This window comes from Embleya sp. NPDC025285 (genome assembly GCF_055558835.1).
Genome location: NZ_JBVHLU010000013.1, coordinates 123,956 through 145,458, shown reverse-complemented (window position 1 = coordinate 145,458; position 21,503 = coordinate 123,956). Strand labels below are relative to the sequence as shown.

Here is a 21,503-nt window from a genome sequence, read left to right as displayed (position 1 = left end):
CGATCCCGCCGGGCCACGGACACCGCTGGATTCCACCGAAACCAGTCGGTCGATACCGTCGGCCCGTTGCGCCCGCGGCTGTTGACGCGGGGTCAGCCGGCCGGGGGACGGGCCGGTGTGGTCCGCGGGTGAGCGACCCGGGCGCGATGACGGGCCCGTTGCATCCGGCGCTCCTCCGCCGCGGCGAGCACCGTGGCCCCGGCCTCCGCCCCGGCGTCGAACGGTGCCGGGGAGAAGCGGCCGTCGCAGGCCCGCACGTGCCGTTCCCAGTCGTCCTGCCAGAACTCCACCGTCCAGCCCGGCCACAGCTTCGGTACCTCGTATGCCTGCGGGCAGGAAGAGAGGGACCACCACCCCATGCGGCGGCGAGCCGGATCCAGGTGGATGCCGGAGTTCACGCGCAGGTGACACACTCCGTGCTCGGGGGCGTCCGCCAGGCGGTCGAACAGGGAGGTGCCCTCGCGGACGGGGTGGTCGAAGACGTCGGAGGCGATGTGGCAGTGGTCGGTGCCGACCGTGACCACCACATCGTCCGGGTCCGGCCAGGCCGGGTCCTCGTCCTCGGGGGTGAGGAACGGGGCCACGGAGAGGGCGGATTCGCGGCAGCGGACGTACTCCGGATCCAGCCCGACGTACCCGCGCAGTTCGGCCGCGCCGTCGTACAGCCAGTCGACCTCCCAGCCCTGCCACGCCGCCCGGATCAGTGCGAAGGTGGCCGCGCGGTGCCGGAGTTCGGTGCTCGGTCCCTCCCAGGCGAAGAACAGCAGCACCCTCCGGCCGAGGTCGAGCAGTACCCCGCCTTGGGCCATGGTGTCGTCCAACCACCAGTCGTCCCGGCGGAGTTCGGGAAGCAGGGCGAGTACGGCCTCCGGCCCGTCCAGCAGGTCGAGGTCGATCCCGACCGCCCAGCCGGTCCGGTACAGCTCGTGCGTGCCGTTCTCACGGACCACGATGACGTTGGCTCTGTCTCCCATACGGACAGGATGGACAGAACCACTGGCTGCCGACCACCCGAAATTTCGGCGGCTCGGCGACGCCCCGGCCGGCGGCCGCCCGCCACACATGTTCCGGCACGGCGGCGCCTGGTGGCTGGGAACCATCGAGCACTTCGACCCCGGATGCGGCAACCTCGCCGCCCTCGCGGACTGCGTGGTGGTCTCCGCGGACTACCGACTGGCGCCCGAATACCCGTACCCCGTCCCGCTGGAGGACGCCATCCCGGCATGGTTGTGGCTGCGCGAGCACGCGACGGCGCTGGGCGTCGATCCGACCAGGATGTCGATCGGCGGCGGCAGGCGGTCCGCTTGTGCCGCGCCCCGTCGCACCGCGTGGGCAGGTGGGCGATCAGCTCGGTGGCGACACCCGGCGTCGGTGGTCGGGCGGCAGCATCGACGCGTTGAGCGCGGGGTCCCCTCCCGTGATGGTGAGTTTCTCGATTCTCGCGGGGCGGGACGTCGATGAGACCGGCCACCAAAGCCGTTGCGGTCGACGGTGACGCGGTACACGCACCCGATCCGGCCGTCCCGCGTGGCCATGCCTGTCGGACACGGTGTCGACCTCCGGTGCCGCGCGATGTGTCCGACGTGGTGCGGGACCGTGCGGGGGACGGTTCACGTCACAGGGGTGGGGCGCGGAGGAGCATGAGGGCGGTGTCGTCGGAGGCGTGGCCTCTGGCGTGGTCGGCGACCGCGCGGGAGAGGTGGTTCACCGTCGCGGTGGCGTCCAGGCCACGGGTGGCGCCGAGGGTTGCGGCGAGGCGTTGTTCGCCGAACATGGGGTGTCCGCGTCCGGCGCGGGCTTCGGTGATGCCGTCGGTGTACAGGAGCAGCGCGTCGCCGTGGGCGAGTCGGAAGCGGGTCTCGGTCAGGCGGACGTCGTTGATGAAGGCGCCGACGAGGGTGCCGGGGCAGTGGACTTCCTCGACGCCTCCGTCGGCGCGGCGGATGAGCGGGGGCGGGTGGCCCGCGCTGGAGAGGCGACCGCTGATGCCGTCGGGACCCGGGCGCAGGAGGGCGAGGGCGGCGCTGAGGAAGCGGTCGTCGGTGCGTTGCTCGACCAGGGCTTGGTGCAGGCGGTGCAGGACCTTGGCGGGGGCGGGGTGTTGGGTGGCCTCGGTGCGGATCGTGTAGTGGGCCAGTGCGGTGATCTTGGCGGCTTCGATGCCTTTGCCGCAGACGTCGCCCATGACTGCGCACCAGTCGTTGCCGCGGGTGTGGAAGAGGTCGTAGAAGTCGCCGACGACATCGGTGCCGGTGACGTCGGCGGCCAGGTATATCGCGGCGACGTCCAGGCCCGTGACGGTGGGCAGGCGTGGTGGCAGGAGGTTGTCCTGGAGGGTTCGGGCGAGTGCGGCGGAGGCGCGGCCGGCGTCGCGTTCCCGGGTCAGGGCCTGGCGCAGGGCGATCTCGGAGGAGGCCGCGCGGGCCACGGTCTGCAGTGCCTGGAGTTGGGCGGTGGTGAAGGGGCGCGGATGAGTGTCGACGACGTAGAAGCCGCCGAGGACGTGTCCTTCGGTGGAGAAGAGGGGGTAGCCCGCCCAGGCTCCGATCCGCGCCGCGGACAGGACCTCGAAGCCGTCGACGCGGGGCGCGTAGCGGGCGTCCTCGGCGATCAGGGGTGCGCGGGTGGTGATCAACAGGTGGCAGGGGCTGTCCGCGAGCCGGTTCTCGCGGGCGGCGGCGTCGGGGTCGATGCCGATCGCGCTCTTCCAGAACGCGCGCTCGGAGTCGGCGACGGTGAGGAACGCCGCGCGGGCGCCGGTGATGGTCAGGGCCAGGCGGGCGAGATCGTCGAAGAACTCCTCCGGCAGGCTGTCGAGCAGGCCGCCCGCGGTCACCGCCGCGAGTCGCTCCGGATCGGACACGGCGGCCGACGGTTGCGCGGTGATGTTCGAGGTGGTCGGGTCTCGGGTCGTTTCGATGGGCGTCATGTCGTCCTCTTGGGATGGATCCGAGTCGGGTCCGAAGGTTCGCGGCGGGGCTTTGGGGTTTCGGGCGTGCCGGGAGGGCTTCCTGCGGTCAGGGGCGGCCGGCTCTCGTGCCGTCGTCGTCCTCGGTGTGGAAGCGCAGTCGGCGGTCGAGGACGGCTCGGGCGGTCTCCAAGAGGGGCGTGTCGTGGCCGAAGGCGTACGCGCGCAGTCGCACCAGGGCTTGGGCGGGCGTGATGCCCAGTTGTGCGCTGACCATGCCGGTGGCTTGGTGGACCTCGGCGAAGTGCAGGCCCTGGCCCTCGGCGAGCAGCGCGGTGGGGGCGTCGGGGTGCGCGGCGGCGCCGATCAGGAGAGAGCCCAGGGATCCGGCCAGGATGAACGCGTCGGTGAGTTGACCGGGGTTCATCGGGCCGGACGCGGCGCGGTGGCCGGTGAGTACGCCCAGGACGATCACTCCCACCCGTAGGGGGAAGGCGAAGACCGCGTGCACGCCGAGGTCCATGATGGCGGGGAGCAGTCCGGGCCAGCGGGTCGGTGAGATCGTGGAGAGTTCGGCGGCGAGGAAGAGTGTGCCGCGGGCTGCGTCGGTGCTGGGTCCTTGGCCCTGGGTGAGTTGCAGGTCCTCCAGCGGCGCGGTCAAGTTGCCGCAGGATTGCAGGAGTTCGGGGGGTGGGCCGGTGGGGGCGAGGAGGAAGGCCAGTCCGTCCAGGCCGAGGGAGTCGGCGCACTCGGGCAGGGGGAGCGGGCCCAGGCCGGGGCCCGCTCGGGCCTGTTGGCCGAGCAGGTATCGGGCCATCGCGCGCTGTGGCACCGAGGTCATCGCGGATCCCGCTGCCTGGTGGCGGTGGCACCACCCGGCGGTGTGTCAGGCACCGGGACCGAGCAGGGCGGCCGGATCCGCGGTGCCGTCCAGGATCGCCCGGGCGACGTCGGTGAGTCGGACGCCGTGGGCGTGGGCGTGGTCGCGCAGCAGCCGGAACGCCTGGTCGACCCCGATGCCGCGGTGGTGGGCGAGGAAGCCGTTGGCCTGCTCCACCACGATCCGGCTGTCCAGGGTGGCCTGCAATTGGGTGGCCACGGTCATCTGCTCGTGTACGGCCCGGTGTTGCAGCACGCCGATGGTGGCGGTGTCGGCCAGGGCCTGTCCCAGGCGCAGTTGCGCCTGATCGAGTGGGCCGGAGCGGTCTCGGAAGAGGTTGAGGGCGCCGATCGTGGTCTCGTGCAGGCGCAGCGGGGCGGCGACCACGGAGGTGAAGCCCATGGCCAGCGCGTGCGGGGTGAAGCGTGGCCATCGTTCTCGTGCCCTGTGGGTGTCCAGCGCGACGTCGGAGACCGGGGCGCCGGTGTGGCAGCAGTCCCGGCACGGCCCTTCGTCCCACTCGATGCTCGCCAACTCCAGGCCGCGGGTGCGTTCATCGGACGCGGCGGCTTCCACGACCCGGCCCTCGGGCGTGGCCAGCATGACCCCGGCCGCCGCCACGTCCAGCAGTTCGACGCAGTGCTCGGCGAGGGTGTGCAGAAAGTTGATGACGTCGAAATCCCGCACCAGCGTGTCCGCGAGATCCACGAACGCCGCCGCCAGTAGTTCCTCACGCGGTCGAACGGACACCACAGCCTCGGTTCCCCACGGTCCGTGGTCGACCTGAAGAGAATCGGCCCGGTATGGATTCACTGGTCAGTATCGTCCGGATCGCCTCCCGCGTCCACGGCACCTCTTCGCGGTCGGGTCGCGTTCGCCCGCGCGCACGCGAAGGTTGCCGATGCGCGACCGGCGCGCGACCGGCTCGGGCGTTGATCCGTGGGTCGGTTCGGGAAGCGTCCTTGCCCGGTCTCGGCGCGGGCGACGTCGTGCCGACCCCCGGTGGTGAGTCACGGTCGACGTGAGCGCCCGAAGCCGCTCGCGAACTTGCGTCCGTGGAGATCGACTTCGACGATCAGGGCGGCGGATGTCCGGCCCGCCGGGGTCGACGATGGTGCAGGCGGTGCACGCCGGGAGGTCAGCGGTTCGTACCGGTGGGCTCGCCGAGGGCCGCGCGCACCCAGTCGTGGGCGCTTCCGGGATCGAGGGCGGCGAGAAAGTCCGTGAGCGTGCCGTCCCAGCTGCGTCGTGCACGGTCGGCGGCTGCTGCCGCGACCGTCTGCCGCGTGTCCCGGTCCGTGCAACGAACCAACGTGACGGCCGCCTGCGGGCCGGCTTCGGCGAGGATCTCCCGAGCCTGTTCTTGCGCTCCGACGTGCCTTTGACGCACGTGGGCGGCGTGGACCCCGTCCTTGGTGCCTTTCCACATCGAGCGCAGTCCCATGCGTCCGATCGTCCATGCGAGGGAGAGGGCCATCAGGGTGTGCGTGAGACCACTGGCCGTGAGCACGCGGGACCGGGTCAGCTTCAGCGACCCGTCGGTGTTGCCGGTGATCACGAAGGCGGTCGTTCCGTCCTTGCGCGCCTTCCTGCGAAAATCCCGCCCGAGCGATGCCAGCATGCGTTCGGCGCTTCGGTGGTCGTCGAAGCTGGCGACGACCACCGCTTCCTGCCCGGATTCCGCGACCGAGTCGGAGTCGGAGGTCATGTGCGTACCCTTCGCGGCTGAGCGACCCGATCAAGACCCGACCACCGGGCACGATCGGGCCTGCTCGGGGTGGCCCTACCCCTCCATGCCAACACGTATCGAGCGACGGCGCAGCCGTGGAGTGCGTCCACGGCGGCCCGGTCCGGCGCGGGCAGCCGGCGTGGAACAGCCTCGACAACAGCGACGCTACGTCTGTATCCGCCGGCCGGGTTCGGCGGGTTGCCGTGGCTGCTCAGGCATGGTGGCGAAGAGCTTGGCCGCCCGGTCCGCCGAGATCTCCAGCCTGGCCAGGACCGACGGGACCGCGAATCCGACCACGACCAACTGCAGCAACGCGGCGACTTCCTGCGCGAGGTCGTACTCTTCCGGCAGCCCCTCGGTCACCACGCGCACTCCGGTCCAGGCGCAGACCAGCAAGCGTCCGGTCCCGAACTCGTCGATGTGCTGGTGCACCTCGCCCCGCGCTTTGGCCTGTGCGACGAGGTCCGCCACGAGTCGACTCCAGTCGGGCCATCGGGTTCCGAAGAGGGCACGCGACGCGAGGTCGACCGAAATCCGCAGCGCCGCGCTGAGCATGGGCTCCCGGGGCAGTCGGTAGGCGAGCAGGAGCAGGACGTCGACCAGTTCCTGGAGTTTGAGGTCCTGCGGCCGGACACCCTCGGTCGTCACCGCCTCCTCGAGGACGCCCCGAGCCAGGGCTTCCTTGGAGGCGAAATGAAAGTACAAGGCCCCCTTGGTGACCTCGGCGCGCTCCAGGATGTCGGCGATCGTCGCCGCCTCGTAGCCGCGTTCGTCGAAGATCGCGGCGGCAGCTTCCAGGATGGCCTTTCGTGTCCTGATCGCGCGCTCCTGCTGTACCACGGTTGCACCTTGCCTCGATGGTGTCCCAAAAAAAGACCGGCCAGACGGTATTGTACTGTGCGGCGGCGGGGCCGCCCGGTCCGGCCGCGGTGTTGCCGGACAGGGCGACGGCGCACTTGTCCCGGTTCGGACCGGGACCGTGGACTACGTGACCGATTCGAACGTCGCCGCCGTTTCCGCGGGGGCCGCGGCGACCGCGTCCGGACGAATCGCCCCCCGGCGGCGGCGCAGACCGAAGGCGCTGATGACGGTAGCGGCCACGGCGGCCCCCAGGGGGACGACGAGTGCGGCTTGGTATCCGTCGAGGAGCGCCGCCGGCGAAGTGCCGTCGGTGGCCGCGATGTTGACGGCGGCCACGCCGGACAGGCCCAGCGCCGCGCCGAACTGGAACGATGTGTACAGCAGGCCGCCGGCCACGCCCTGCTCTTCCTCCGCGATGCCTTCGGTGGCGACGATGGTCAGCGGGCCGTAGGCGAGCGAGAAGGCCAGGCCGAGGAGGAGCAGGCTGGGCAGCATCGCCAGGTACGTCCAGTCCGCACCGACGGGCAGGAACAGCGCGTACGACAGTGCGGCAAGGAGGAGCCCGCCGAAGATCACGCGGGGGTTGCCGAACCTGTCGACGAGCTTGGGAGTGAGGGTCGGGGACAGGACCGCGTCGACTCCGATGACGATGAGGGCGAAGCTGGTCTGCAGGGTCGACCAGCCGCGCAGCTCCTGCAGGTAGAGCACGGCGATGAACTGGAAGCCGAAGAAGCCCGCGGCGAACAGCATGGCGGCGAGGTTGGCGCGGACCAGTGAGCCGGTCCGGAAGATTCCCGGACGCACCAGCGGCGAGGACGACGCACGCTCGATGGCGACGAAGACGAGGAAGAGTACGAGGGCTGCCCCGATGGTGCAGGCGGTCCAGACGGCCGCGGTGTGCGTGGCACGTTCGACACCGAAGACGAGGAGCAGGATGGCGCCGGTGACGCTGATCGCACCGGCGAGATCGACGCTTTGGCCGGTTCGATCCGGTCTGGGTGACTTGGGGATGAGGGTCACCGCCGCGACGAGAATGAGGAGGGCCAGGATGACCGGGGCGAAGAACACCCAACGCCAGCCCACGGCCGTCAGCAGGCCGCCGGCGACCAGGCCCAGCGAGAATCCGCCCGCCGCGGTGCCGGAGTAGACGAGCAGGGCCTTGTTGCGCTGCGGCCCCTCCTCGAAGCCGGTGGTGATGATGGACAGGCCCGCCGGTGTCATGAAGGCCGCGGCGACTCCGGTCACGAAGCGGGCGATGATCAGCATCCACCCTTCGGTGGCAAAACCACCCAGACCGGAGAACAGCAGGAACACCGTGAGCCAGAACACGAACATCTGACGGCGTCCGAACAGGTCGGCGGCCCTGCCGCCGAGCAGCATGAAGCCGCCGTAGCCGAGCACGTAGGCGCTCATCACCCACTGGAGCATGCCGGTCGACATGTTCAGATCCTCGCGGATCGAGGGCAGCGCGACGTTGAGCATGGCCACGTCGATGCCTTCGAGGAAGATCGCGCCACACAGCACGAACAGCACGCTCCACGAGCGCCTGTCCATGTGATCGGCGCCCCTGTTCAAGGGGGATAGCGGTGCAGACAAAGGACTTCTCCTCGCACGAACGACCAGCCGGATTGACACGGATGATTCTTCTTCCGTGCTCGTGCGTTTCCCTTGACATCGACTTGAGCGAGAACCGAAGGCGTTGGTTCATGCCGGTGCGGAGCGCGGCGGCGACCTGCGATACCTGCCCGTGGGTGCGGGTCCGCCGCGAACTCCCGTGCCAGGAGGGCGACTTCGAACGGCAGATCGTCCGCCGGCTGCGAAGGGTTCAGTAGAGGAGGTCGATGGGCTCGGCCGGACTGCCCGCCCCGACCGCGGAGGAGTCCAGCACCAACCGATGCGCCCGTCGGGCCTCCGCCGACGGCTCCAGGCCCAGTTCGTCGCGCAGTGTCCGGCGCAATTGCTGGTACGCGTGGAGGGCCTCGGCCCGGCGTCCGGCTTGGTGCAGGGCGGATATCAGCTGCCCATGGAACCACTCGTTGAGTGGGTAGTCGTGTACCAGCGAGCGCAGTTCGGGAATCGTCTCGCGGGACAGGCCGAGTCCGTTCATGGCCTCGACGCGCATCTCCAGTGCACGGATGCGCAGTTCCTCGAGTCGCACGATGTGGCCGGCGAGGACGTCCCCGGTCGGTACGTTGCTCAGCACCTGTCCGCGCCAGAGGGCGAGTGCCGAGGTCAGCGACTCGGCCGCTGCCTCGTACCGCCGTGATCGCAGCTCCGCGCCTCCGCGCGCGATCAGTCGTTCGAAGACCCGTGTGTCGACGTCGTCGTCGTCCACGCGCATCACGTAGCCGCCCGGGCGGGTGGCCAGCAGGACCCGGCCATCGGGCGCGCGCAGGTCCGATGCCAGGAACCGGCGCGCGTGGTGGACATAGGTCTGCACGGTGTTGAGCGCGGATCGCGGCGCTGCCTCGCGCCACAACTCGTGTATCAGTGCCTCCTGGTCGACGTGTTGGTTCGCACGGACCAGGAGCAGCGCCATGGTCTGCGAGACCTTCGGGGGAGTGGTGAGGAGGGCGCCGTCCTCGGTGGTGATCTGGAAGGGGCCGATCAACCTGAAGCGCATGTCGAGGTGTCCGTTCTGAAGCGCCGGGTGCGGCGTGGGCGGCGGGAGTTCACGGGCCGCATGGCGCTGAGCGGTGTGTCGATCAGGGTTGGCGGTGCTTGCTGCCGTGGCGCCGCCGGTCCTTCGGCGGGGGATGACGTGCAAAATGAAACCACGCGGTCGGTTTGTTTTCAAGACGGCGGCTCGCGCTTCATGCGGCGGTGGTGGGGGCGGCGGTCCTCGACCGGCAGGCAGTGGAACTCGGGGCGAGTTGCGGCCCGGATGACGTCGGCCACCTCGTCCATTCGCAGATCCATGATGATCGGAGCCGTGGCCGGAAAGGTCGGCTTCACCAGTACCAACGGCTGCATCCTCGCGTTCCGCGCGGCCCGGTCTCGTCGAACTCCTGCCGGCCGTTCCCGCCGCCTGGCAGGCGTCCGGCAGTGTCGAGGGCGCGGGGTACGCGGCGGGTTCACCGTGGACTTCGCCTGGACCGCCGGCGTGGTCACCACGCTCAGCCTGCACCGTACGGCCGGGGCGGACACCCCCGTTCGAGTCGGGTGCCTGGGAGTGGGACGTCCGGCTCGCCCCGGGAGGATCCGTCACCCTCACCCCAGAGGTTCCTCCGGCGGTTTTCGGCAGGCTCACGGTGAACCGCGACCGCACGCCGCCGGTCAAGGTCCTGCTCAACTTCACCCAGCGGGTGGAGCTTTGGCCCGGGAGCGAGAGACCGTCCTCGTACCGAGGTTGATCGACCCGACGCGCGCCCCGTCAGGCCCCTGCGGGCGAGGCCGCCGGTCCGGGCGCGTCGGGGGCTCGATCGATTCCTTGACATCCGTCACCGCGCTCCGTAGTTTCTCAATGTCTTTGCTTGCAAAGCAAAGGCTTTCTCCTGTCGATGCTAGCCGAGAGGCATCCCATGTCGGAGCAACACCCGGGACCAGCGGATTTCAACGCACACGTCATCGCGGAGTTCCGCGCCAACGGTGGTCGGGTGGGCGGAATGTTCGAGGGCGCGTCTCTCGTCCTGCTCACCACGGTCGGCGCGCGCACCGGCCGCCCGCGCACCAACCCCGTGGTACGGGCATCCGATGGCGACCGGACCTTGATCTTCGCGTCGAACGCGGGCGGTCCAAACCATCCCGACTGGTATCACAATCTGCTCGCGCGGCCACAGGTCGCCGTCGAGGTGGGCATCGACGACGCGGGGCGTGCCGTCGTCGAGACCTACGTCGCAGAGGCGATACCCCTTGCGGGCGCCGAACGCGACCGCCTCTTCGCGGCCCAGTGCGACCGCGATCCGGCCTTCGCGGTCTATCAGGCCGGAACGTCGCGGGTGATCCCGGTGGTGGAGCTCCGCCGGATCGAGACTGCGGCAACCGATGAGGACAGAGCGTAAAAGGCTTCTTGGGCGGGCCGTCCGCCGACCGGGCTCTCCCGAGTCGATCGGGCCGGCGACGTCCCGGTCCGGGTTCTCTGGAGCCGATCGGGCCGGCGACGTTCCGGTCCGGGTTCGTTGCCGTAACGCTTCGCGGATCGACTGCCTCGCGCCGGGTCGAGCCAGGGCACCGAACGCCGTGGCCCCCCTTCGACAACGGATGAGGACACGGGCCGGCGCCGGGCCGCGGCGATGATCCGCGCCCAGCCTCCCGGGACGCAGATTGCGAAACCACCGATCGGCCGATGCCCCCGCAGCGTCGGCCGATCGACGATGCGCCGGCGCGGCCCCGGCCGCAACAACCCAGGGCAGTCGGCCTCCGCAGGACTGGGCCGACTGCTCGGCCCTGAGCCTGAGAGCCGCGGCGCCACTCCGAAACCTGCTGTACCGGCGACACGAAGGCCCGCGAGACCGGGCGGTCTTGACGTGCCTTCCCGCGCCGAAGCGACCTTGCGTACAACGCGATGTGTGTCGAACGACGGCACGCCGAAATCAGGGAGCCCCCCATGCCCAGCTCCACGCAGGATCCGAGCTCCACGCAGGATCCGAGCACGAGACACGAGGACCCGGTGGCGGATCCGCGCTACAGCCCGCGTCGATGGGCCGCGCTCGTCGTGACGCTGGCCGCCGTGTTGATGGACATGATCGACGCGACCGTGCTCAACGTGGCACTGCCGTCGTTGCGCGACGACCTGGGCGCCTCGTCGGCACAGGTGGAGTGGGCGATCGCCGGATACACCCTCGCGTTCGCCGCCGCCATGATCACCGGGGGCCGGCTCGGCGACATGTACGGGCGCCGTCGGGTGTATCTCGCCGGGCTCGGGAGCTTCGTCGCCACCTCCGCTTTGGCGGCCTCGGCCACCGGACCGCAGATGTTGATCGCGGCGCGCGTACTCCAAGGCGTGGCCGCGGCCTTGATGGTGCCGCAGGTCCTTGCCATGCTCCAGGTCGAGTTCCCCAAGTCCGAGCATGCCAAGGCGATGTCGATGTACGGCATGTGCTTCGCCCTCGGCGGTCTCGGGGGCCCGCTGCTGGGCGGAGTACTGCTCGACGCCGACCTGTTCGGCCTCGGCTGGCGACCGATCTTCCTCGTCAACATCCCGATCGGCATCGCGGCGTTCATCGGCGCCGTCGTACTCACCCGGGAATCCCGCTCCGAGCAGGCACTGTCCGCGGACGTACGCGGCACCGCCATCGCCACGGCGGGCCTGCTCGCCCTGCTCTACCCCTTGGTCGAGGGGCGCCCGTTGGGATGGCCGCTGTGGATCCTGACGGTAACGGCCGCCTGCCCCCTCCTGTTGTGGCTGTTCGTCCGACACGAGCGGATCCTTGCTCGCCGCGGGGGATCGCCTCTGGTGGATCCGGCCCTGTTCCGTCACCGCAGCGTAATCGGCGGACTCTCGGTGGCCGTGCTCTTCTTCTGCGGGACCGCGTACACGTTGGTGCTCACAGTGCACCTCCAGACCGCCGCCGGATACTCCCCACTGCGCACCGCGCTGTCGATGATCCCCTTCACCATCGGGGTCGGTATCGGCTCGGGCTTCGCACCACGACTGATGCCGCTGGGCCGCACGGTGGTGATCCTCGGCGCGCTGGTCATGGCGGCCGGAATGGCGCTGATCGTGCTCTGCGTCGATCGGTACGGCACCGGCATCGCGCCCTGGCAGTTGATCCCCGGCCTGGTCGTTGCCGGGCTCGGCATGGCCATGGTCGCCGGCACGCTGCTCACCATCGTTCTGGCGAAGGTGCCCGAGGCCGAGGCCGGCGCTGCGTCCGCGCTGATCAACACCTCGATTCAGGTCGGTGTGGCGGCGGGCGTCGCGCTGATCGGGACCGTCTACTTCGGCCGGCTCGAAGGCGGACACGACGGGGTGGAATCCGCGGTGATCGGGATGGGCGTGGTGATCGGGCTCTATCTCCTGGCCGCGGTCCTGGCGCTGGTTCTTCCGCCGGGGACGGTCCGGAGAACGCCCGCTCCTGCCTCGCGTGTTCATCAGGGGAGTGATGCCTGACGGGTCGGTGTCACCGCCGTGGCGGCGCCGTCGCAGCGGCAGCCAACGCCGGGCATTTTCCCCGGAGTTGGGAGCGCGGGCGAGATCGGCGGGTGCCGGCTGCGCTGAAGTCGTCGGGCCGGCTCCGGTAGTCCGTCGGCAACGCTCGCGACCCCGCCAACGCCGCTGCGGCCCTGCGCAACCGGACGCTCGACCGGCACAAGGAACTCGCTGGCAGCGGCATGCCCGCCGCGCACGTCGCGATCACCACGTGGAGGGGAGTACTGCCGCACTCGTCACTGGGGGAGGACGTCCTCGTCGAGGAAGCCGGCCGCACTGCCCCTCCGCGCAGCGCAGCGTGTAGAAGTCGTATTCGTACCTGCCCGCGGGACCGGAGGAACCCGTCACGGCGGCAGGGGGAGAACCCGTCACGGCCGCAGGGGATGGGCAGGGCGCAGGATGAAACGGAGCAAGAGTGTGATTGCCGGACCGGGCGCGGGTGTTCGTCTTACTATCCGGCCGCCACCACCGGCTGGACGGTCCGAGGTTTGCGACAGGGTTGCGACACGCGGGTATGGACACGGTCGTCGAGCGCCGGCGAAAATCTCCCCATGTCGTCGCGTGAGTTCCAGCTGATCCGATTGTCGGAGGCCGAGCGAGAACGCGCGTTGGGCGTGCTGCGCGACGGCGCCGGATCGGGGCGGCTGTCGCACGAAACGTTCATGCACCGCATGCTGATCGTGCTCAATGCCCGCAACCGCGTCGAAGTCGACGAGATGATCGCGGATTTGCCCGCGGACGACCCGTGGTTGCGGAGACTGCTGCGCCGCGCGGCGACGCGGCTGAACGCCCTCGTGTCCGGGGCGCCGCGGGTCTCCCGCACGGTGGAGACGCGCGCGCCCGGACTGCGACTGCCGGATCCGGGTTCGGCTGCCATGCAGATCGGACGCAGCCACCGCGCCGATCTTCGCCTCGCGCACGATTCCGTCTCGCGCAGGCACGCGCGATTGTGTGTACGGGACGACGGTTGGGTCCTGGAGGACCTGGGTTCGATGAACGGTACGCACGTCAACGGGCTGCGCATCATGGGCCCGGTGTCCGTGCGGCCGGGTGATCATGTGCAGTTCGGAGTCGTGAGCTACCGTCTGTCGGCCGGATAGCGAACTACCGGGGATTACCGCCGGCTGATCCACGGGGCGCGGAGGCCGCGACGACACCGAGTCGCTCGACCGATGACGCGTCCAGGCCGACAACGTCTCGTGCTCGCCTGCGTCAACACGAGCGCGTAGTGCGGTGTCCGTGCGGGTGGTTTCCCACCGATCGCCTCGTCGTCGGGTCCGGTGAGCCGGACCATGCCGACAGGTCCCGGCCGGGAGAGGAACTTCGTGGGCCGGCGGTCGGGACCCGGTCGCCAGGTGGTAGGGAGCGAGTGCGACCGGGCCCAACGGCTGTTCAGGGCACGGTGATGACGATCTTGCCGCGCGCGTGGCCGGTGGCGCTGACGTCGTGGGCCGTGGCGGCCTCCTTCAGCGGGAACACCGCGTGCAGCGGGACGGTGAGGCGGCCGCGGTCGGCGAGATCGGCCGCCAGTGGTAGCCCTGCCCAGCCCGGCGACTCCCCTGCTTCGGAGCGGGAGAAGCGCACGCCGTGTCGGTCGGCGTCGAAGTCCGCGATGGTCACCACGCGGTGCGGGTCGCCGGTGATGGCCACCAGATCGGCAAGAGAGCCCTTACCGGCCGCGTCCAGAACCACGTCGATGCCGCGCGGAGCCAGGGGGGCAAGGCGATCGGCCAGCCCCGCCCCGTAGGTGACCGGTACGACGCCGAGTCGGTCGAGGAAGCCGTGGTTGCCTTCGCTCGCGGTGCCGATCACGGTGAGGCCGCGGGCCTGGGCGAGTTGCGCGGTGAGGGTGCCGACGCCTCCGGCGGCACCCTCGATCAGCAGGGTCATGCCCTCCGCGGCTTCCAGCGCCTCCAGTACGCGCGTGGCGGTGTCGATGTTGCCCGCGGCGCCGCCCGCTTCCTCGAAAGACCACGACCTGGGCTTCGGCGCCCATGCTTCCAGCACGGCGTACTGGGCCGCGGCGCCTCCTTTGTCCACGAAGGGGACGAGGCCGAAGACCTCGTCGCCCACGGCGGTGCCGGTCACTCCCTCTCCCACCTCGTCGACCATTCCGGCCGCATCCATGCCGGGGATGTGCGGGAAGTCCAGGCCGGCGATGTCCCGCAGCATCCCTGAACGCAGGTACCAGTCAACCGGGGTGACGCCGGTGGCACGGACCTCGATACGGACCTGACCGGGCCCGGCATGCGGCTCTTCGACCTCCTCCAGGCACAGGACCTCGGAACCGCCGTAGCGGTGGTATTGCACCGCAAACACGGGCAACCTCCTTATGAATAGCGGTCGTTCGGCAGGAGAGCCGCCGGCCGCCCACTTCTGCGGCACTGTCGCCTCCCGCTTGGGAGTGGGGTGTGGGCGACGTCGGCGGAGCCGTATCGCTGGGGCGCTCTCCGGGATGAGGCCGGGCAGCTTGCCGGGCCGTGCTACCGGGCGGGAAACGGCTCAGACGACGATGACCCGGCGCCCCCGACTGTGACCGGTTCGGCTGTCGATGTGCGCCGCCGCGGCCTCGGCGAGCGTGTACGACTTCTCGACCGGAATGTGGAGCCTTCCCCGCGAGATGAGGTCGATGGCCTCGGCGAGCGCGTCCGGCACGCTCCCGGCGACGCCGGAGAATCGCACGCCGAACTCCGGCGCGTCGAGGTCGGCGATGGAGATCACCTTTTGCGGGTCCCCGATCAGCTCGACCAGCTCGCGGATCACGCCCGAGCCGGACAGATCGAGGGCTGCGTCGACACGGCCGAGCTGCCGCACCCGCTCGACCCAGCCCTCGCCGTACGTCGTGGCGAGGGCGCCCAGGCCGCGCAGATAGTCCTGGTTCGCGGCCCCGGCCGTGCCGATCACCGTGATGCCGCGGTCCCGGGCGATCTGTAGCACCGCCGAGCCGACTCCCCCGGACGCGCCGCAGGCCAGCAGCGTCTGCCCGGGCTGCACGCCGACCTCGCGGATGATGCGCAGCGCGGTCTCCACCACGGAGGGGTACCCGGCGGCCTCTTCGAACGTGAGGCCCTCGGGCATCCGCGCCCAGGCCGACAACACGGCGAACTCGGCGTAGGTGCTGGAGCCTTCGCCGAACACGTGGTCGCCGACCTCGACTCCTTCGACGCCCTCGCCGACCTCGTCCACGACGCCGGAGGCGTCCAGCCCGACGCCGGAGGGCAACACGGTCGGATGGGCGCCGAGGATCTGCCCCTCACGGATCCGCCAGTCGACGGGGTTGACACCCGCCGCCCGTACGGCGATGCGTATGCGGCCGGGGCCCGCGTGGGGCTCCTCGGCGTCGATGAGTTGCAGTACGTCCGGACCGCCGAACTCGGCGAAGCTCACTTTCTTCATGCGGCCGACCGTAGCACTAACGGTTATGGTTTTGAAACTGTTACTCCTTTGGATTTGATAGTGTCAGCGGCATGACCGTGCCGACCGGACGCCGCGAACGCAAGAAGGCCGCCACCCGCCAGAAGATCGCCGACACCGCCCTGCGGCTCTTCCTGGAACGCGGATACGACGCGGTGGGCATCCGCGATGTGGCCGCCGAGGCGGACGTGGCCGTCACCACGCTCTTCTCCCACTTCGCCTCCAAAGAGGCCCTGGTGTTCGAGCAGGACGACAACTTCGAACAACGCCTCACGCAGGCGGTCACCAACCGCGCACCGCACGAACCGCTCATCCCCGCACTGCGCCGCGAGATCCGGGCCATGGTCCGGCACTGCACGGGTGCCGGCACCGCCCCGATCTACCGCATGATCGACGAGTCACGTGCCCTGCGGGAGTACGAGGAGTCGATGCGCTTGCGCCATGCGGACTCGCTGGCCACGGCCCTCGCCGCCGATCCCGACCTGTCACAGAGCACGACGGCCTGCCGAACGATCGCGAGGTTCGTGGTCGACGCCTATTCGCTGGCCCGGGAGGCGGCCGACCCGCAGGCCGCCGTGGACGAGATCTTCCGGATGATCGAGGCGGCCTGGGAGGTCACCTGACCTCCTGCGTGCAGCCCAAGGGTCGCCGACGGCCGCGGTCGAGGGCGTGCGTCCTCGTCATCGGAGTCCGGGGAGGAAGCGGTGACGGAGGAGGCCGAATCCGGCGACGGACGATCGTCTCGCGTTCGGCGCGTATCGCCCGCCCCGAAAGGATCGCCGCCCACACCGACGCGGGAGAACGATGCAGACGAACGGGGGACCGCGCCGCCGGGCCGGCGGCGGTGTCGGCCGCGAGCCGCACGGGTGACGTTCGCCCACGCCGCGGTGGAGGCCGGTCGGGTACCCGCGGTTGTCGCCGCCGGACGCGGGGCGACCCCGGCGCCCGAGCCCCGGCCGCGTGGGTGGCCGACGACGGTTTGTGAATGCGGCGCGCGGGCAACGGGTGGACATGTTTTCAGGGATCCTGCGGGGTGCCGCTGCGGGCGCGGCCGGCACGACCGCCCTCGATGCGGTCACCTACGCCGACATGGCCGGCCGGGTGCGCCCGGCCAGTGAGACGCCACAGCGCACGATCGCCACCATCGCGCGCCGAATCGGGCACCCCGTCGAAGGCGACTCCGACACGCGCGTGAACCGATTGACCGGGCTCGGTGCGCTGTCGGGCATCGTGACCGGCGTCGGCGTCGGCGCCGCTTTCGGCCTGCTGCGCGGCATCGGCCTACGACCGCCGATCTGGGCGGGTTCGCTGCTCGTGGGCGCCGTCGCGATGATCGCCGCCAACGGCCCGATGGCCGGGCTGCGGGTGTCGGACCCGCGTGCGTGGTCGAGGACCGACTGGCTCGCCGATATCGTGCCGCACGTCGCGTACGGCTTCACGACATACGCGGCGCTCGCGATGATGGACTCCAAGTGAGTGCCCTCGTAAGGGCCTTCCTGGTGGGCGCGGCCAGCGGCGGCCGAAGCCAGGCCGGGGTCACGGCCGTTCGCTTGACCACCCGCGGCGCGGGCAGGCTTTCCCGGCTCGCGGTCGGCTCGGCCGCGATCGGCGAACTCGTCGCGGACAAGCGCTCCGACGCCCCGTCGCGACTGAGCCTGCCGGGCCTGGCTCCGCGTGTTTTGCTGGGAGCGACGGCTGCCGCGATGTTGGCCCGTCGTACGCGCGGTGGGGTGACTCTCGCGGCCCTCGTGGGAGCGGGTGCCTCGGTGGGCGGCGCCGTCCTGGGCGCAGCATGGCGCGAAGCGGCCACGAATACCGGAATTCCCGCACTGCCGGCGGCGGTCGGCGAGGACGTCCTGTGCTACGCCCTCGCGTTCACGGCGTGCGCCGGCTCGTAACGGCCCCATCCGAGGGCAGCCATCCGAAGAGCGAGCACCGGACCCCGCACCAGCACCGGCGGAAACCCCGGCGGCGCGAACCCGGGCGCGCCGATCGCGCGGTGTACCCGCGAGGTGGCCACCGGCGCGCGGCCGGGCGTGCCGGTGGAAGGCGTGCTCGGGGGGAGTACGGCACCGTGATGTCGTGCGCCGACCACCGCGCGCCGGCCGACTGCGTGATCACATCGCCGCTGTTCACCGCGGCGGACGCCCCCGAACCGACCCGGCCGGCCGTATTGTCGCCGTGTGCAACGGCACCGGGGGCTCCGGGCCCCGTGGTGTCGTCCCCCGCAGTCGGGTTCACCTACTCGGCGGGCTCGGGGGCTTGGTGGGAGCCGGCACCTGGAACGGTGGGAGCCGAATCGGTTGGGGTGGACGCGAACGGGATGTCCGCGTCGGTCGGAACCCGGTTGTCGAACCAGGTCATGACCGGAGAAGCGGTGATCCCGTGCGTGACGACGGAGATGACCACGACCAGGCCGGTGGTGGCCCAGATCAGGTCCGCCCGGGCGAACTCCGCTTCGGCAAGCGCGTACGACACGTAGTAGAACGAGCCGATGCCGCGGATGCCGAAGAACGCGATCACGCCCCGCTCGGATCGGGCCAGTGAGGATCCCGCGAGGGCGACCAGGCCGGTCACCGGGCGGACGACGAAGACCACGGCCGCCGCGAGGGCCACCGCCTGCCACGTGAGTGGCCCGAGCAGACCGCCGACGATCGCGCCGCCGAACAGCAGGAGGATGCCGACGGTGAGCAGGCGTTCGATCTGTTCGATGAAGTCGTGCAGCACGGTGTGGTAGCCGCTCGCCCGCTCGGAGGCCCGGATCGTGCACGCGCACACGAACACCGCGACGAAGCCGTAGCCGCCCGCGACCTCGGTGACGCCATAGGAAAGGAACGTCGCGGCAAGCGCGACGAAGCCTTCCGCGTGCTCGGCCAGCCGCAGCGACCGAGCGCGCGGACGGAAGCTCAGGCGGCCGATGAGCCAACCGGTACCCAGGCCGAGGGCGAGCCCGGCGGTGAGCTTGTACGCCACGTCGACTGCCAGCCAGTGGCCCATCCAGGCGCCCGGAGCCGCGCCTACCGTGGCCATGGCGATGGCCGCGTAGACGAACGGGAAGGCGAGTCCGTCGTTGAGCCCTGCCTCGGAGGTGAGTGTGAAGCGCACGTCGTCCTCGGAATCCTCCTCTTCACTGGGCTCGCCCACTTGCACGTCCGAGGCCAGCACGGGATCGGTGGGCGCGAGTGCGGCGCCGATCAGCAGGGCTCCGGCCGGGGCCAGGCCCAGGGCCCACCAGCCGAGCAGCGCGATGGACAGGATCCCCAACGGCATGGCGATCAGCAGCAGACGCCCCGTCGACGACCACCGGTTCCGGCCGAACGGTCGATCGAGTTTGAGGCCCGCGCCCATCAGCGCCACGACCACGCCGAGCTCGGTGACGTGCGCGGTCAGGGTCGGATCCGCCAAGGGGTCCGGATCCGGCAGCGGCGAAGGCACCACGAATACGAGCATTCCGAGCAGGAGAAAGGCGATCGGCAGGGACAGCGGGCGCCGCGCCACGAGCCGGGGCATCACCCCGGCCAAGAGCGCTCCGATACCTATGACCGCATACGACAAATCCATGGGATCCATCGCCGGCACCTACCCCGAACGCGAACACACGCACGTACGCGCCTATGTACGGCTCGGTTCCCGTGCGTGGTCGCCGGGGCGAACCGGTATGTACGGCAGGGGGATGCTGCCGCGCCGAGCCAGGGCGTGGGCGTTGTCGGGGTCGGAGCGCAGCACCCGCGTGTAGCCTCGGTCGCCCTCGGCGAACCGGCCGCCTTGAAGTGCAGATCGGAGTCGGCGAGGGTGTTCCGCGAGAGCGGGAGCGGGGGCTGTGCGTCGGCCGCGCCGGCCGGAGCCGCACCGAGTACCGGCACCGCCGCGGCGGTGCCGGCGATCAGGCCGGCCCCAACGCAGGAACGCGTGGCGTCGCGGAGGCGTGCGGGCTGTGTTAGGCGTCGGCGATCTGCGCGGACCAGCCGTCCTCGAGTTCGGCGCCGTCCACGGTGATGGCCTCGACCGTTCTGGTGACCGGATCGATGTCGGCTTGTACGTCGTCACCCGCGTAGCGTGGATGGCCGGTTGCTCCCTTCTCTCCGGTGGCACGGACCGTCGCCGACCGCACGGCCGGCCCCCGGGCCGTCGGCGGCATGTCCTGCACGTTGTACGGATAGATCAGCACCTCGAAGGTCTCCATCCCGCGCGTGTACCCGGACCCGCGACGTCGACGCATGCCGAGCCCGACGACCGGCACGGCCCGGATGAGGCCGCCCGCGTGCGCCGACCACACCCCCGCCGACGCTGCGTGGACGGACCCACCGACGCCCACCGGTCAGATTTTCGGCAACTTCCCGACCACTGCGGCGGCGAGTTCGACGGCGGTGTCGCAGAGGCTCTCCTTGAGGCGTGGCCCCGACACCTTGAGCTCGACCACCTCGGCGACGGGAAGCTCGCGAACGTTCACGTACGTTCGGTGTTCCACCTTGACGACGCAGTAGGCGTCGTCCCCGTCCCCGGGGCTCACGAAAGCCTTTCTGTCGCCCAGTCGCCTCGGCAGGCCGTCTTGCGCGGTCAGTGGCACGTTCTGGTCGAACCGGACCTCGACACCGCCGTTGTCGACGGTGCTGCGCCGGCGGCAGCTCCAGTTCGCGAATCCGGCGTCCGGCTCCGAGGGGTCGATGCCCGAAAGCGTGTCCAGGGTGGCGGGATCGAGCATCGCGCAGGCGTCGAGTCGGGCCAGCGACTCCTTGGCCGATGCGGAGGGGCGCCTCGGGATCGGGCCGCGTTCCATGACGGGGATCGCGCGGGCGGTGGTGATGTCGGCTATCGCGCACAGGTCGGCCGGACGGGATCCCAACTGCTTGGCGACGATCGCGAGTTGTCTGTCCGCCCCCAGACGCACGAGCTGCGTGCACTCGCGTTTGCCGCTGTTGGGTTCCAGGACGACGGTGAAACCGCCGACTCGTCGGGTGTGCGTGTTGGACCCGAGTTCCTGGCCCCCGGCGGAGAAGTCGACCTTGACGTCGGCGATCCGGCCGGCGTCGGGAGCATCGACGAGAAGATCGCATCTGTCGAACCCGCCGTAGGCGGGGTCCAGGACGACCGTGCCGTAGGCGGACAACGAGGTCGGCTCGAGGAGCGCGCAGGGGTCTGCCGAGCGAGGGTCGCCGATGGCGTTCGGTTCCGGCCGCGACGGTGACGCCGGCGTCATGATCGAGGAGACCACCCCGATCACCATCGCCACCACCGCCGCGCCCAGAACCGACAGGATCGGGCCGCGCCGGCGCAGGAACCACTCCCTCGGTCCCCGCCCCGGCGATCGCACGGACGCGGCGGGGTCTTCCGGGTGGTCGACCGGCAACGAGCACACGATCGGTGTCCCGTCGTCGACGGTGACCGTCACCGAGCGGGCGTCGCCGGCAGCCGAGCCGGCACCTCCACTTGGCCCACCGGGGTCACCCGCGGATGCGGTCGAACGCTCCGGCCCGAACTCGGGGTGGAACGCCTCGACACGGTTGTGTGCGACCGGGCCCGGTCGGCCGGCTTTCGAGGAGCCGGCGACGAACGTTGGGACGATCCCTCGGTGTTCGCCGCCGCGGGTCGCGGTCTCGACGATGCCGCGCGGGTTGGGGTT

At 70.6% G+C, this 21,503-nt stretch carries 21 protein-coding genes; 7 read left to right on the top strand and 14 right to left on the bottom strand.

Going from position 1 to position 21,503, the window contains the following annotated elements; all coding sequences use genetic code 11:
• Positions 1–92: 92 nt before the first annotated feature.
• The gene (locus tag ACZ4FV_RS11590) at positions 93–974 is read right to left on the bottom strand and encodes a hypothetical protein (RefSeq protein ID WP_465322547.1); all 882 of its coding nucleotides are present in this window, start codon (positions 972–974) and stop codon (positions 93–95) included.
• Between ACZ4FV_RS11590 and ACZ4FV_RS11585 the strand changes: the two genes are divergently transcribed.
• Complete coding sequence (locus ACZ4FV_RS11585) at positions 952–1,461, top strand: alpha/beta hydrolase fold domain-containing protein (protein ID WP_465322546.1); 510 nt, start codon at positions 952–954, stop codon at positions 1,459–1,461. The genes ACZ4FV_RS11590 and ACZ4FV_RS11585 overlap by 23 nt on opposite strands.
• Positions 1,462–1,615: 154 nt before the next feature.
• On the opposite strand, the gene ACZ4FV_RS11580 is transcribed toward ACZ4FV_RS11585, so the two are convergent.
• The 8 genes from ACZ4FV_RS11580 to ACZ4FV_RS11545 all read right to left on the bottom strand — a co-directional run bounded on the left by ACZ4FV_RS11580 (position 1,616) and on the right by ACZ4FV_RS11545 (position 9,351).
• A complete protein-coding gene (locus ACZ4FV_RS11580) occupies positions 1,616–2,929 on the bottom strand; it encodes a PP2C family protein-serine/threonine phosphatase (RefSeq protein WP_402235352.1) in 1,314 nt (437 codons plus the stop codon).
• An 88-nt stretch (positions 2,930–3,017) separates the two neighbouring features.
• Entirely contained in the window at positions 3,018–3,749 is a 732-nt protein-coding gene (locus tag ACZ4FV_RS11575) for an ANTAR domain-containing protein (protein WP_465322545.1), read from the bottom strand.
• A gap of 45 nt (positions 3,750–3,794) precedes the next feature.
• On the bottom strand, positions 3,795–4,538 hold the full coding sequence (locus ACZ4FV_RS11570) for a GAF and ANTAR domain-containing protein (protein ID WP_395868833.1): 744 nt from the start codon (positions 4,536–4,538) through the stop codon (positions 3,795–3,797).
• Between the two features lie 388 nt (positions 4,539–4,926).
• Positions 4,927–5,451: a hypothetical protein gene (locus tag ACZ4FV_RS11565; RefSeq protein ID WP_465322544.1), complete on the bottom strand. Its 525-nt coding sequence runs from the start codon at positions 5,449–5,451 to the stop codon at positions 4,927–4,929.
• Positions 5,452–5,682: 231 nt separating this feature from the next.
• The gene (locus ACZ4FV_RS11560) at positions 5,683–6,357 is read right to left on the bottom strand and encodes a ScbR family autoregulator-binding transcription factor (protein WP_465322543.1); all 675 of its coding nucleotides are present in this window, start codon (positions 6,355–6,357) and stop codon (positions 5,683–5,685) included.
• Between the two features lie 144 nt (positions 6,358–6,501).
• A complete protein-coding gene (locus ACZ4FV_RS11555) occupies positions 6,502–7,932 on the bottom strand; it encodes an MFS transporter (RefSeq protein WP_465322542.1) in 1,431 nt (476 codons plus the stop codon).
• 271 nt (positions 7,933–8,203) lie between these two features.
• Positions 8,204–9,001 carry an AfsR/SARP family transcriptional regulator gene (locus ACZ4FV_RS11550; RefSeq protein WP_465322541.1) on the bottom strand — a complete coding sequence of 266 codons (798 nt, stop codon included), beginning with the start codon at positions 8,999–9,001 and terminating at the stop codon, positions 8,204–8,206.
• 170 nt (positions 9,002–9,171) lie between these two features.
• Positions 9,172–9,351, bottom strand: coding sequence for a hypothetical protein (locus tag ACZ4FV_RS11545; protein WP_465322540.1), 180 nt, complete (start codon positions 9,349–9,351; stop codon positions 9,172–9,174).
• 500 nt (positions 9,352–9,851) lie between these two features.
• On the opposite strand from ACZ4FV_RS11545, the gene ACZ4FV_RS11540 reads away from it, so the two are divergent.
• The 3 genes from ACZ4FV_RS11540 to ACZ4FV_RS11530 all read left to right on the top strand — a co-directional run bounded on the left by ACZ4FV_RS11540 (position 9,852) and on the right by ACZ4FV_RS11530 (position 13,569).
• Positions 9,852–10,379, top strand: a complete 528-nt coding sequence (locus tag ACZ4FV_RS11540; RefSeq protein WP_465322539.1) for a nitroreductase family deazaflavin-dependent oxidoreductase — start codon at positions 9,852–9,854, stop codon at positions 10,377–10,379.
• A 545-nt stretch (positions 10,380–10,924) separates the two neighbouring features.
• Complete coding sequence (locus ACZ4FV_RS11535) at positions 10,925–12,430, top strand: MFS transporter (RefSeq protein ID WP_402235367.1); 1,506 nt, start codon at positions 10,925–10,927, stop codon at positions 12,428–12,430.
• A gap of 590 nt (positions 12,431–13,020) precedes the next feature.
• On the top strand, positions 13,021–13,569 hold the full coding sequence (locus ACZ4FV_RS11530; protein ID WP_395868822.1) for an FHA domain-containing protein: 549 nt from the start codon (positions 13,021–13,023) through the stop codon (positions 13,567–13,569).
• A gap of 292 nt (positions 13,570–13,861) precedes the next feature.
• Here the strand turns inward: ACZ4FV_RS11530 and ACZ4FV_RS11525 are convergent, their stop codons facing one another.
• Entirely contained in the window at positions 13,862–14,788 is a 927-nt protein-coding gene (locus ACZ4FV_RS11525) for an NADP-dependent oxidoreductase (RefSeq protein ID WP_395868820.1), read from the bottom strand.
• A gap of 183 nt (positions 14,789–14,971) precedes the next feature.
• Positions 14,972–15,865 (bottom strand): NADP-dependent oxidoreductase, encoded by an 894-nt coding sequence (locus ACZ4FV_RS11520; RefSeq protein ID WP_402235372.1) that lies wholly within the window; start codon positions 15,863–15,865, stop codon positions 14,972–14,974.
• Between the two features lie 71 nt (positions 15,866–15,936).
• Here ACZ4FV_RS11520 and ACZ4FV_RS11515 point away from each other — a divergent pair, with 71 nt between their 5' ends.
• From ACZ4FV_RS11515 to ACZ4FV_RS11505, 3 genes are all read left to right on the top strand, one after another.
• Entirely contained in the window at positions 15,937–16,506 is a 570-nt protein-coding gene (locus ACZ4FV_RS11515) for a TetR/AcrR family transcriptional regulator (protein ID WP_395868816.1), read from the top strand.
• A 388-nt stretch (positions 16,507–16,894) separates the two neighbouring features.
• The gene (locus ACZ4FV_RS11510; protein WP_402235721.1) at positions 16,895–17,359 is read left to right on the top strand and encodes a hypothetical protein; all 465 of its coding nucleotides are present in this window, start codon (positions 16,895–16,897) and stop codon (positions 17,357–17,359) included.
• A complete protein-coding gene (locus ACZ4FV_RS11505) occupies positions 17,356–17,781 on the top strand; it encodes a hypothetical protein (protein WP_395868814.1) in 426 nt (141 codons plus the stop codon). Before ACZ4FV_RS11510 ends, ACZ4FV_RS11505 begins: the two co-directional genes overlap by 4 nt.
• Before the next feature lie 343 nt (positions 17,782–18,124).
• Here the strand turns inward: ACZ4FV_RS11505 and ACZ4FV_RS11500 are convergent, their stop codons facing one another.
• The 3 genes from ACZ4FV_RS11500 to ACZ4FV_RS11490 form a co-directional block, all read right to left on the bottom strand.
• Positions 18,125–19,453, bottom strand: a complete 1,329-nt coding sequence (locus ACZ4FV_RS11500) for a cation:proton antiporter (RefSeq protein WP_402235375.1) — start codon at positions 19,451–19,453, stop codon at positions 18,125–18,127.
• Between the two features lie 367 nt (positions 19,454–19,820).
• The gene (locus ACZ4FV_RS11495) at positions 19,821–20,066 is read right to left on the bottom strand and encodes a hypothetical protein (RefSeq protein WP_395868808.1); all 246 of its coding nucleotides are present in this window, start codon (positions 20,064–20,066) and stop codon (positions 19,821–19,823) included.
• 135 nt (positions 20,067–20,201) lie between these two features.
• Positions 20,202–21,272 (bottom strand): DUF3558 domain-containing protein, encoded by a 1,071-nt coding sequence (locus tag ACZ4FV_RS11490; protein ID WP_402235377.1) that lies wholly within the window; start codon positions 21,270–21,272, stop codon positions 20,202–20,204.
• Positions 21,273–21,503: the final 231 nt, after the last annotated feature.

Coding starts and splice junctions, on each gene's coding strand:
- ACZ4FV_RS11515 (WP_395868816.1), top strand. CDS start 15,937: ATGACCGTGCCGACCGGACGCCGCGAACGCAAGAAGGCCGCCACCCGC.
- ACZ4FV_RS11585 (WP_465322546.1), top strand. CDS start 952: ATGACGTTGGCTCTGTCTCCCATACGGACAGGATGGACAGAACCACTG.
- ACZ4FV_RS11500 (WP_402235375.1), bottom strand. CDS start 19,453: ATGGATCCCATGGATTTGTCGTATGCGGTCATAGGTATCGGAGCGCTC.
- ACZ4FV_RS11545 (WP_465322540.1), bottom strand. CDS start 9,351: ATGCAGCCGTTGGTACTGGTGAAGCCGACCTTTCCGGCCACGGCTCCG.
- ACZ4FV_RS11530 (WP_395868822.1), top strand. CDS start 13,021: ATGTCGTCGCGTGAGTTCCAGCTGATCCGATTGTCGGAGGCCGAGCGA.
- ACZ4FV_RS11550 (WP_465322541.1), bottom strand. CDS start 9,001: ATGCGCTTCAGGTTGATCGGCCCCTTCCAGATCACCACCGAGGACGGC.
- ACZ4FV_RS11590 (WP_465322547.1), bottom strand. CDS start 974: ATGGGAGACAGAGCCAACGTCATCGTGGTCCGTGAGAACGGCACGCAC.
- ACZ4FV_RS11580 (WP_402235352.1), bottom strand. CDS start 2,929: ATGACGCCCATCGAAACGACCCGAGACCCGACCACCTCGAACATCACC.
- ACZ4FV_RS11575 (WP_465322545.1), bottom strand. CDS start 3,749: ATGACCTCGGTGCCACAGCGCGCGATGGCCCGATACCTGCTCGGCCAA.
- ACZ4FV_RS11510 (WP_402235721.1), top strand. CDS start 16,895: ATGTTTTCAGGGATCCTGCGGGGTGCCGCTGCGGGCGCGGCCGGCACG.
- ACZ4FV_RS11555 (WP_465322542.1), bottom strand. CDS start 7,932: ATGGACAGGCGCTCGTGGAGCGTGCTGTTCGTGCTGTGTGGCGCGATC.
- ACZ4FV_RS11495 (WP_395868808.1), bottom strand. CDS start 20,066: ATGGAGACCTTCGAGGTGCTGATCTATCCGTACAACGTGCAGGACATG.
- ACZ4FV_RS11520 (WP_402235372.1), bottom strand. CDS start 15,865: ATGAAGAAAGTGAGCTTCGCCGAGTTCGGCGGTCCGGACGTACTGCAA.
- ACZ4FV_RS11535 (WP_402235367.1), top strand. CDS start 10,925: ATGCCCAGCTCCACGCAGGATCCGAGCTCCACGCAGGATCCGAGCACG.